Genomic DNA, 10,012 nt, shown 5'->3' on the forward strand with positions numbered 1-10,012 from the left:
GGCCGTGAGCAGGATCGCCGCCAGGACCAGTGCCGACACCGCAAGGCGGATGCTGACCGTCAGCCGTGCGATCGCCTGGAGCCGTCGTTCCGGATCAACCTTCATCGCCCTCTTCGCCTGCCGGTCCACCGAGCCACTGTCATGCTCTACGCCGCCGGCCCGCGCCCGTTACCTCTGGCAGCAAAAGGACGCCCGTCACCAATGCCCGCTGGCTACCGTCTCGATACGCCTTAAGCATTGGCCTTGAGTGGACGCTGGCCCGCAAATACCGGTCCAAGCGCACCGGCCGTGCGCCGATCCGACCGGTCTCACGGGTTCGTGAGCAGCCTTCCGTAACGCGGGCTGCGCGCAGAGCGAAGGAGACCATGCGCGCATCCCTGCCAGGCGATGCCATCTCGAACAGGAGAATCTCGATGTCTGCCAAACATGCCGTCACCTCGCTCGTCCTCGCCGGCGCCGTATCGACCGCGCTTGCGACCCTCGCCGCCGCCGGCCCGCTGACCAAGGCCGAGGGCGAGGCTGCCATCGCCGCCAAGAAGGAGAAGTGCTTCGGCGTCGCGCTGAAGGGCCAGAACGATTGCGCGGCAGGACCGGGCACGACCTGCCAGGGCACCTCGACCGTCGACTTCCAGGGCAACGCCTGGAAATTCGTGCAAGGCGGCACCTGCACCAGCATCGAGCTGCCCGGCGGCAAGAAGGGCTCGCTGAAGCCGATCTAACCGCCGGCGCGACGCCGCGAGGACGCACAACGGAGCAGCAGGATGAACACGGTGATCAGCCCCACCCGACCGCCAGCCATGCCGCTCCGCTTTCCAACGCCCATCGGCGGCGTCGCCGGGACGAGCTTCAAGCCCCAGCATCTGTCCGATATCCTCGAGGCCGGACCTCGGCGTGGCTTCTTCGAAGTCCACGCCGAGAACTACATGGGCGACGGCGGCCCGCCGCATCGCGCGCTGGAGGCGATCCGCCGCGACCATCCACTGTCCTTGCATGGCGTCTGCATGTCGATCGGCGGACCCCGGCCACTCGACAAGGCGCATCTGGCGCGTTTCCGCGCCCTCGTCGCGCGCTATCAACCGGCGCTGGTCTCCGAGCATCTGGCCTGGTCGACCCATGAGACCAGCTTCTTCAACGATCTGTTGCCGCTGCCCTATACAGACGCGACGCTGGCTTGCGTCTGCGACCATATCGACCAGGTGCAGGAGGCGATCCGCCGTCCGCTGCTGCTGGAGAATCCGTCGACCTATGTCGCCTTCCGGGAATCCACGATGCGCGAGACCGAGTTCATCCGCGCAATCGCCGAGCGCACCGGCTGCGGACTGCTGCTCGACGTCAACAATGTGTTCGTCTCCGCGACCAATCAAGGCACCTCGGCGCTCGACTATCTCGCAAACTTCCCGCTAGCGCACGTCCAGGAAATTCATCTTGCGGGCCATGCCGAGCAGGCCGACGACGAGGGCGATCTGCTGTTGATCGACAGCCATGACGGCCCGGTCGCGGACGCCGTCTGGAAGCTCTACGAAATCGTCATCCGCCGCCGCGGCGCGGTGCCGACGCTGATCGAATGGGACAGCAGGATTCCGGACTGGCCGGTGCTGCAGGCGGAAGCCGCCGCCGCGCAGGCGATCCTCGACCGTCATCAGTCCTCGGGAGTCGCGGGAGAGCGTCATGCGGCCTGAAGCGGGCTTGTCCTTTGCCGCATCGTTTGCGCCGGCGCTGCTGGATCCGGCACGGCACACACCTGAGATCGTCACCGGCCCGAACGGCAAGGCCGCCAATCGGCGCTACGACGTCTACCGCAACAACGTCACCGTCAGCCTGATCGAGGCGCTGGCTGCGGTCTATCCGGCGGTGCAGCGCATCACCGGACCTGAGTTCTTCCGCGCCATGGCGCGCTTCCATGTCCGCAACCATCCGCCGGCCTCGCCGCTGCTGTTCGAATACGGCCGCGACTTTCCGGAGTTCATCGAAGCCTATGAGCATGCGCAAGATATGCCCTGGCTCGCCGATGTCGCCCGCATCGAGCGCGCCTGGCTCGATGCCTACCACGCGCGCGACGCCGCGCCGCTGGCTCCGACCCGGCTGTCCGCGATCGCGCCGGAACGGCTGGCGGACGCCGTCTTCATCCCGCACCCTGCGATGCGGATCGTTCGTTCGCCGTTTGCCGCCGTCACGATTTTCGCCGCCAATCGCGGCGACGCACCGGCCGAACGCATCGATGCGTCCGCGCCGGAGGACGCGTTGATCACACGGCCCGAACTCGACGTCGCGGTGCGGCATCTTCCAGCCGGCGGCGCCGTCTTTGCCTCTTGCCTCGCTGCCGGCCGGCCGCTCGGCGAGGCTGCGGTGTCGGCACTGGATGCATCGCCCGAATTCGACATCGCCTCGAACATCGCCGGCCTGATCGCAGCCGGAGCATTCATCTCGCTTGCTGCTGGAGACACATGATGATCACGGACCAACGCATGGCATCGAGCGGCCTGCCGTCGTTCTGGCTGCTCGTCGACAAGGCCAATCAGCTGGTGCAGACCATTGCCACCCCCTCGCTGGTGCAGCTCGTGCTGCGCATCGCGCTGGCCGTGCCGTTCTGGCGTTCGGGCATGCTGAAATGGGGCGGCTTCCTGAAGCTCAACGACACCGCCGTGACCCTGTTCAGCGACGAGTTCATGCTGCATCTGCCGGGCGGGCCGTATCACTTTCCAGCCCCGACGCTGATGGCGTTCCTGTCGGGCTGCGGCGAGATCATGTTTCCGGTCCTGCTGGTGCTCGGGCTCGGCACGCGGCTCGCGGGGCTCGGGCTGTTGTTCATGACCGTCATCGTCGAGCTCACCGTGCCCGACGGCTGGCCGATTCATCTCACCTGGGCGGCGATGGCGCTGGCCATCATGGCTTACGGACCTGGCAACATCTCGCTCGATCACCTGCTCTGTCGTATTCGTAGCCCGGATGGAGCCAACGGGTCGGCGCGAAGCGCCGCCCGATGACAGGCTCCGCGCAATCCGGGGCAGCTCGTGGGATGATGCTGCGGTCCCGGATTACGCTTGCGCTCCATCCGGGCTACAGGCCTGTCACATCCCGCTCAAGCCGCTATCCACCGCGAGCGTTTGCGCGGTGACATAGACGCTTTCGTCCGAGAGGAAGAACAGCACGGCATAGGCGATCTCCCACGCCGTCGCTTGCCGGCCGAAGGGAACGTGGCCCTTGCCGCGATTCGGGCGTCCGGCGCCGGCTTCGCGGCCGTTGGGGGTGTCGACGAGGCCGGGATAGACGAGGTTGGCCCGGATGCCGCGGCGCGATCCGAGATGGGCGATGTTGCGCATCAAGCCGCCGAGCGCGGCCTTCGAGGAATCGTACACCGCCATCTGCGATCCCGCCTTCAGCGCGGCGATCGAAGAGATGAAGACGATGGCGCCGCCATTGTCGAATTTCGGCAAGCCTGCGCGGCAGCACAGCATGGGGCCGCGGACGTTGACATCGTAGATCCTATTCCACTCCTCGGGACTGACGTTATCGAGCCCGGTCTTGCCGAAGGTGCCGATGTTCAGCACCATGCCGTCGAGGCCGACCATGGCGCGATGTGCCTCCTCGATCATGCGGATGACATCGGCCTCACGCGTGACGTCGGCTTCGATCGCGAAGCCCTCGCCGCCTTCGTCGGTGATGTGCTTGACGGTCTGCTGCGCGGAGGCGAGGTTGAGATCGGCGACCGCGACCTTCGCGCCCTCGCGTGCGCACAAGATGCTCATGGCGCGGCCGTTGCCGATGGGATCGGTGGCCGGGTCGAACACACGCTGGCCGCCGCCGACGATCAGGATACGGCGGCCCTTCAGGCGGCCCCTGCCCGGCGCCTCGCCCAGCGACTCCGCGCTCGGTGGGCGGACGTAGCGCTCCGGCTTGCTGTCGGTCTCGCTCATCCGGGTCGCCTACTTCTTGCCACCGTCATAGACCTGCATGCCGGCGGCGGGATCGAGATCGGTCTCGGTCGCCTCGGTCAGGCGCGCCATCATCATGTAGAAGCCGAGCGTGACGATGGATTCGACGATCTCCTGATCGCTGAAATGCTTGCGGGCCGCGGCGAATATCGCTTCGGGAACGCGGACATTCTCGACGACCTCGCGGCCGAACTTCAGCAAGGCACGCTCGGCCTCGTTCAGTGCGGCGGCATCGTAGTCCGCGCGCTCGACCGCATCGACCTGACCTTGCGTGCAGCCGACGCCGAGCGCGATCGGCACGTGCTGGCGCCATTCGTAGGCCCCGCCTTCGAGCTGCGCGGCCAGCAGGATCAGCAGCTCGCGGTTGACCGCGGAGAGCTTCTGCTTGTGCAGGATCGAATTGCCGAGCCGCATCGCCGGGATCATGTTGGCCTCGGCGTGGGCCATCATGCGGAAGATGTTGAGCTTGACCGGCATGCGGTCGAACGAGGCGCGGATATCGCCGCTCGTCGTCTCCGGATCAATCAGAGGCAGCCTTGCCACGCGTCTCTCCCTTGGGCTTTCGTTTCTTGTTGTCGCTGTCATTGCCTGCCGCGATCAGCGACAGGAAGAAAGCGAGATAACGGTCGATCGCCTCGATCACCTTCGGTCGTGGCGACGGCGCCGCGCCCATCACGTAATGCTCGAGGCGGATGTAGATGAGACCAGCCGCGAACAGCCGCGCGGTCTCGCGCGGATCCGGCGTCGAGATCAGGCCGGAAAGCACAAAGCCGCGGAAATAATCCGTCATCAGGCTCTGCTCGCGCGCGTAGAAATGGTCGGCGAACTTGGCGCGGATGCCGGGGACGCGGTTGCGCTCGGCGGTGATAACCTTCTGAAATTGATGCTCGCGCGGATCGGACCATTGCTCGACGAGGTCGAGCGCGAACTGGCGGCAGAACGCGGCAGGCTGACGGGCGAGCTGTTTGTAGCGCGGCTCCTCCAGCCGGCTCGCCGAGCTCGCGGGGCCGTGCTCGCTGACGATCGCTTCGAGGATCGCGGCTTTGCCAGCGAAATGATTGTAGAGGCTGCTCTCGCGGATGCCGACGCGGCGCGCGAGCTCGCGCATTGAGGCGCCGCCATAGCCGCTCTGCGCGAACAAATTGAGCGCCTCGGTGAGGATGCGCTCCCGCGTCGTGGGCGCGGCGGCTTCCGCTGCGCTGGAGGTGTGGACAGCCATGATGGCTTGACTAACGAACGATCGTTCGCTAGTCAACCGTACGAACGATCGTTCGTCTCGCCAGTCTGGCGGCACCGGTCGCGGCCCGCAAGTCCAGTTGCGGGGGCTGTTCTCGCGTTTCAACTCCGCTCGACCGAGAAGCGGAGAGCAATTTGGGGAGACGACGTCATGGCGCGCTTTGCCCGCCTTCGCCTTGCTGCGGCCTGCCTCCTGTTGCCGCTGTTCGCGGCCAACATGGCCCACGCCCAAAGCAAGTACGATCCCGGCGCCGACGACAAGACCATCAGGATCGGCACCACCGCGCCGCTGAGCGGCCCGGTGTCGGCCTTCGCGCAGATCGCCAAATCCGCGGAGGCCTATTTCCGCAAAGTGAACGACGACGGCGGCGTCAACGGCCGCCGTATCCAGATGATCATCGCGGATGACGCCTACAGCCCGCCGAAGACGGTGGAGCAGACGCGCAAGCTGGTCGAGAGCGACGAGGTGCTGCTGATCTTCGGCGGCGTCGGCACGCCGACCAACAGCGCCGTGCACAAATATCTCAACGACCGCAAGGTGCCGCAACTCTTCCTCGGCTCGGGCGCGGCGAAGTGGGACGACCCCAAGAATTTTCCGTGGACCGTGGGCTGGCAGCCGACCTATCGCGACGAGGCCATCGCCTACGCCAAGTACATCAAGGCCAGCCACGCCAACGCGAAAATCGGCGTGCTCTACCAGAACGACGACCTCGGCAAGGACTATCTGAAGGCGCTGGAGGAAGGACTCGGCAGCGGCGAAGCCATTGTCGCGCGCGCGGCCTATGAGACCTCCGCGCCGACGGTCGACACGCAGATCCTGCAGCTGAAGACCGCAGGCGCCGACGTAGTGCTGGTGGCGGCGACCCCGAAGTTCGCCGCCCAGGCGATCCGCAAGATCGGCGAGATCGGCTGGAAGCCAACGACCATCATCTCCAACGTCTCGGCCTCGATCAGCGGCGTGCTGGAGCCGGCCGGCAAGGACAATTCCACCGGCGTCATCTCCAGCCAGTACCTGAAGGACGCCACCGATCCCGCCAACAAGGACGATGCCGGGTACAGGGAATGGCTGGCGTTCATGGGCAAGTACATGCCGGATGCCAACAAGAACGACTGGCTGAACGTCTATGGCTACACCATCGCGCAGACGCTGGTGACGGTGCTGAAGGCCTCCGGCAACGACCTTACCCGCGCCAATGTGATGAAGCAGGCCACCACGATGAAGGACGTGAAGCTGCCGATGCTGATCAACGGCACGGCGGTGAACAATTCGCCGACGCGCTATACGCCGATGACGAGCCTGCAGCTGATCCGCTTCGACGGTACGCGCTGGGTGCCGTTCGGCGATCTCCTGAAGAACTAAGCCGATGCGACAGGTCAAGATCGGCAGCATGCGGGTCGATCTCGTCAGCGAGATCGCTGCGCTGGCCTTCGACAAGACCTGGCTGTTCGCCAACGTCACCGACAAGGTGATCGCGGAGAACCGGAGCTGGCTCGATCACCGCTATATCGAGCCGGAGACCGGCCGCTTCATCCTCAGCCACCATTCCTATCTGGTGCGCACGCCGCGCTGGACCGCCATCGTCGATACCTGCTGCGGCAGCCACAAGAAGCGGCCGCGCGTCCCCGCCTGGAACGACCTCAACCAGCCCTATCTCGAGAACATGCAGGCGCTGGGCGTTGCGCCCGAACAGGTCGACTTCGTGATGTGCACGCATCTGCATGTCGATCACGTCGGCTGGAACACGCGCCTCCTCGACGGCCGCTGGGTGCCGACCTTCCCGAACGCGCGCTATCTGATGGGGCGCGAGGAGTACCGGGATTTCGAGGCCGCGCACAATGCCGCCCCGAAGAGCCCGGTGAACCATGGCTCGTTCGAGGATTCCGTGCTGCCGGTGGTCGCGGCGGGCCTTGCCGAGCTAGTCGAGACCGACCATCGCCTGTTCAGCGATCGCGACGCGGCGCTGCGCTTCGCGCCGGCGCCGGGCCACACCGCCGGCAACATGCAGATCCACCTCAACGGCGGCCACGATCACGCGGTGATGTCGGGCGACGTCATCCACCATCCGATCCAGTGCGCCGCGCCGTGGCTGTCGAACGCCGCCGATGTCGATCCGGCCGCAGCGGTCGCGACGCGGATGGCACTGCTCGAGGAGCTCGCGGACACGCCGAGCTATCTGCTCACCGGTCATTTTCCGGCACCGACCGCAGGCCGCGTGATCAGGCACGGCGATGCCTATCGATTTCGTTTTGAAGACTAGGGAATGCCATCATGATGCTGCGCACTGTCACGCTTTCGTTTCTCGCATTGTTGTCGGCGGCCCTGCCGGCTCGCGCCGAGGATCCCGCCGCCTATCCCACCCACAAGATCAAGATGCTGCTGCCTTATGCCGCCGGCGGCGGCGGCGACGTGGTCGGGCGGCTGCTGGCGGACGGGATGGGCAAGACGCTCGGGCAGAGCATCTATATCGAGAACCACACGGGTGCCGCCGGTACGCTCGGCACGCAGATGGTCGCGACATCGCCAAATGACGGATACACCATCACCGTCGGCGGCATGACCACGCATGTGCTGGCGCCCGCGATCTATCCAAAGCTGCCCTACGATCCGATCAAGGATTTCACCACCATCGGCCGCGTCGGCACCTCCTCGATCATGCTGGTCGCGACCAAGAATTTTGCTGCCGATGACATCAAGAGCCTGGTCGCGCTGGCCAAGAGGGGCGAACCGGTCCAGTACGGCAGCTGGGGCGTCGGCTCGACCGGGCAGTTCTGTGCCGAGATCCTGATGCAGCAGACCGGCATCAAGATGGACCATGTGCCGTTCAACGGCATCGCGAAACTCGCCGGCGATCTGCTCGGCGGTCACATCTCGCTCGCGACGCTCGATGTCGCGACCGCGACGCCGCTCGTCAAGGACGGCTCGATCAAGGCGCTGGCCGCCTGCGGCGAGCGCTCCCCGAGCCTGCCCGATGTCGCGAGCTACAAGGAGCAGGGCGTGCCGTTCGACCGCAGCCTGTCCTGGGCGATGTATGCCCCCGCGGGCCTTGCACCGCCGATCGCGCAAAAACTGTCGGTAGCGCTGAAGGACGCGCTCGGCGATGCCGAGGTCAAGGAAAAGCTGCTGAAGCTCGGCATCACGCCGCAATTCGTCCCGGGCGAGGAGCAGCGCGACATCAACGCCCGCGACATCGTCGCTTGGAAGCAGGTTGCCAAGGACGCCGGTATCGAAGTCAAGTGAGCAGGTCGAGAGAGGGAGCGCGGGCATGAGCCGCATCTTCGGCGCAGTGCGCCAGAACGGGTACGTGGTGCGGGACATCCAGGCCGCGATGAAGCACTGGATCGAGGTGATGGACGTCGGTCCCTGGTACTACATGGACCGCGTCAAGACCGACTGGTTTCGCCATCGCGGCCAGGACTCATCCGTCGAGATGAGCATTGCGCTCGCCAATTCCGGCGACCTCCAGATCGAGCTGATCCAGCAGCGCAACGACGCGCCCTCTTTGTACAAGGAATTCCTCGACGCCGGCCACGAAGGGCTGCAACACATGTCGTATTGGAGCCACGACTACGAGGCGCTGTACGACAGGGCGATCCGGCTCGGCTACAGAATCGGCCATGAGGGCCAGATCGGCGGCGACAAGGGGCGCTTTGCCTATTTCGACACGCAGGCACACCCGGGAACGATCATCGAGATCTCCGACATCAGCGGCACCAAGGGCCCGTTCTTCGAGAAAGTCCGGCAGGCCGCGATGAGCTGGGACGGCACGCGGCCGATCCGTGAGGTCGGCAGGACGAAATCGTAGGATTGATCACCGGTTTGCGATCCGAACCGCGCCGGACGAAATCAAATAGAAATTGTATTGCGGCCCCGGTCGGATATTCTTGCCGACATTTAGAGATCCCGGCTTGGGGGCCGTGATGAGATTCATTTGTCTCTTTGTTTTCAGCGCCCTGGCGCTCGTATTTGGACCGGACGCGGCCTTTGCCGACCAGCGCATGGCGCTCGTCATGGGCAACTCGGCCTATCAACGCGCGCCCAAGCTCGCCAATGCCACCAACGATGCCGGCCTTCTGGTCGAGACCTTCAAGAAGGCGGGCTTCACCGTCGTCGAAGCACGCAACGATCTCTCCGCGCAGGACATGCGCCGGACCTTGCGCGATTTCGGCGCCAAGGCGCGTGGCGCCGACATCGCCGTGATCTATTATGCCGGCCACGGCATCGAGATCGACGGCAACAACTATCTCGTTCCGGTTGACGCCCAGCTCGAGAACGACACCGACGTCTATGACGAGACCATCGGGCTCGACCGTGTGCTGGTCGCCATCGAGCCGGCCAAGCGGCTGCGCCTCGTCATTCTCGATGCCTGCCGCGACAATCCGTTCGCCAAGAACATGAAGCGCACGATGGCCTCGCGAGCGGTCGCGCGCGGCCTTGCCAAGGTCGAACCCTCGAGTCCGAACACGCTGGTGGCCTTCGCCGCCAAGGCCGGCCTCACCGCGCTGGACGGCGACGGCCGGAATAGCCCGTTCGCCACGGCGCTGGCGCATCACCTGGCAACGCCGGGTCTCGATCTGCGCAAGGCGTTCGGCTATGTCCGCGACGAGGTGCTGCAGGCCACAACCAACAGGCAGGAGCCCTTCATCTACGGCTCGCTCGGCGGCGACGACGTCGTGCTGGCCCCGTCGGCTGCGCCTGCTCCCTCGCCCGCCGCGCCGGCGGTCTCCAGCGACACGAGCGCGTCGCGCGACTATGAGTTTGCCGAACGCGTCGGCACGGTGGAGGCCTGGGATCTCTATATCGCCGCGCATCCGAGCGGGTTCTATACCGACCTGGCAAAGGTTCA

12 protein-coding genes are annotated in these 10,012 nt (G+C 65.5%); 9 read left to right on the plus strand and 3 right to left on the minus strand.

Annotated elements, in window-relative coordinates:
• Window positions 1-413: 413 nt before the first annotated feature.
• From SE92_RS17110 to SE92_RS17125, 4 genes are read left to right on the plus strand one after another with little or no spacing between them, the layout of a single operon-like run.
• Window positions 414-719 carry a BufA1 family periplasmic bufferin-type metallophore gene (locus SE92_RS17110; protein ID WP_063196819.1) on the plus strand — a complete coding sequence of 102 codons (306 nt, stop codon included), beginning with the start codon at window positions 414-416 and terminating at the stop codon, window positions 717-719.
• Between the two features lie 42 nt (window positions 720-761).
• Complete coding sequence (gene bufB / locus SE92_RS17115; protein WP_063196821.1) at window positions 762-1,679, plus strand: MNIO family bufferin maturase; 918 nt, start codon at window positions 762-764, stop codon at window positions 1,677-1,679.
• Window positions 1,669-2,448: an HvfC/BufC N-terminal domain-containing protein gene (locus tag SE92_RS17120; RefSeq protein WP_063196823.1), complete on the plus strand. Its 780-nt coding sequence runs from the start codon at window positions 1,669-1,671 to the stop codon at window positions 2,446-2,448. Before bufB ends, SE92_RS17120 begins: the two co-directional genes overlap by 11 nt.
• A complete protein-coding gene (locus SE92_RS17125; RefSeq protein ID WP_063203595.1) occupies window positions 2,448-2,984 on the plus strand; it encodes a DoxX family protein in 537 nt (178 codons plus the stop codon). Before SE92_RS17120 ends, SE92_RS17125 begins: the two co-directional genes overlap by 1 nt.
• An 84-nt stretch (window positions 2,985-3,068) precedes the next feature.
• Here SE92_RS17125 and SE92_RS17130 read toward each other — a convergent pair whose 3' ends face one another.
• From SE92_RS17130 to SE92_RS17140, 3 genes are read right to left on the minus strand one after another with little or no spacing between them, the layout of a single operon-like run.
• Window positions 3,069-3,914: an SDR family NAD(P)-dependent oxidoreductase gene (locus tag SE92_RS17130; protein ID WP_063196825.1), complete on the minus strand. Its 846-nt coding sequence runs from the start codon at window positions 3,912-3,914 to the stop codon at window positions 3,069-3,071.
• Between the two features lie 9 nt (window positions 3,915-3,923).
• Window positions 3,924-4,475: a carboxymuconolactone decarboxylase family protein gene (locus SE92_RS17135; protein WP_063196827.1), complete on the minus strand. Its 552-nt coding sequence runs from the start codon at window positions 4,473-4,475 to the stop codon at window positions 3,924-3,926.
• Window positions 4,453-5,151, minus strand: coding sequence for a TetR/AcrR family transcriptional regulator (locus SE92_RS17140; RefSeq protein WP_063196829.1), 699 nt, complete (start codon window positions 5,149-5,151; stop codon window positions 4,453-4,455). Before SE92_RS17140 ends, SE92_RS17135 begins: the two co-directional genes overlap by 23 nt.
• Before the next feature lie 168 nt (window positions 5,152-5,319).
• On the opposite strand from SE92_RS17140, the gene SE92_RS17145 reads away from it, so the two are divergent.
• From SE92_RS17145 to SE92_RS17165, 5 genes are all read left to right on the plus strand, one after another.
• Window positions 5,320-6,528 (plus strand): ABC transporter substrate-binding protein, encoded by a 1,209-nt coding sequence (locus SE92_RS17145; protein ID WP_063196831.1) that lies wholly within the window; start codon window positions 5,320-5,322, stop codon window positions 6,526-6,528.
• Window positions 6,529-6,532: 4 nt separating this feature from the next.
• Window positions 6,533-7,426, plus strand: a complete 894-nt coding sequence (locus SE92_RS17150) for an MBL fold metallo-hydrolase (protein ID WP_063196833.1) — start codon at window positions 6,533-6,535, stop codon at window positions 7,424-7,426.
• Between the two features lie 11 nt (window positions 7,427-7,437).
• The gene (locus SE92_RS17155; RefSeq protein WP_063196835.1) at window positions 7,438-8,406 is read left to right on the plus strand and encodes a Bug family tripartite tricarboxylate transporter substrate binding protein; all 969 of its coding nucleotides are present in this window, start codon (window positions 7,438-7,440) and stop codon (window positions 8,404-8,406) included.
• 25 nt (window positions 8,407-8,431) lie between these two features.
• A complete protein-coding gene (locus tag SE92_RS17160; protein WP_063196837.1) occupies window positions 8,432-8,971 on the plus strand; it encodes a VOC family protein in 540 nt (179 codons plus the stop codon).
• A gap of 193 nt (window positions 8,972-9,164) precedes the next feature.
• The coding region (locus SE92_RS17165) for a caspase family protein (RefSeq protein ID WP_245324625.1) at window positions 9,165-10,012 on the plus strand (848 nt) is incomplete at its 3' end.

This window comes from Bradyrhizobium sp. AT1, from assembly GCF_001590795.1.
Lineage (GTDB): Bacteria > Pseudomonadota > Alphaproteobacteria > Rhizobiales > Xanthobacteraceae > Bradyrhizobium.

Coding starts and splice junctions, on each gene's coding strand:
- bufB (WP_063196821.1), top strand. CDS start 762: ATGAACACGGTGATCAGCCCCACCCGACCGCCAGCCATGCCGCTCCGC.
- SE92_RS17150 (WP_063196833.1), top strand. CDS start 6,533: ATGCGACAGGTCAAGATCGGCAGCATGCGGGTCGATCTCGTCAGCGAG.
- SE92_RS17125 (WP_063203595.1), top strand. CDS start 2,448: ATGATCACGGACCAACGCATGGCATCGAGCGGCCTGCCGTCGTTCTGG.
- SE92_RS17140 (WP_063196829.1), bottom strand. CDS start 5,151: ATGGCTGTCCACACCTCCAGCGCAGCGGAAGCCGCCGCGCCCACGACG.
- SE92_RS17160 (WP_063196837.1), top strand. CDS start 8,432: ATGAGCCGCATCTTCGGCGCAGTGCGCCAGAACGGGTACGTGGTGCGG.
- SE92_RS17130 (WP_063196825.1), bottom strand. CDS start 3,914: ATGAGCGAGACCGACAGCAAGCCGGAGCGCTACGTCCGCCCACCGAGC.
- SE92_RS17110 (WP_063196819.1), top strand. CDS start 414: ATGTCTGCCAAACATGCCGTCACCTCGCTCGTCCTCGCCGGCGCCGTA.
- SE92_RS17145 (WP_063196831.1), top strand. CDS start 5,320: ATGGCGCGCTTTGCCCGCCTTCGCCTTGCTGCGGCCTGCCTCCTGTTG.
- SE92_RS17155 (WP_063196835.1), top strand. CDS start 7,438: ATGATGCTGCGCACTGTCACGCTTTCGTTTCTCGCATTGTTGTCGGCG.
- SE92_RS17120 (WP_063196823.1), top strand. CDS start 1,669: ATGCGGCCTGAAGCGGGCTTGTCCTTTGCCGCATCGTTTGCGCCGGCG.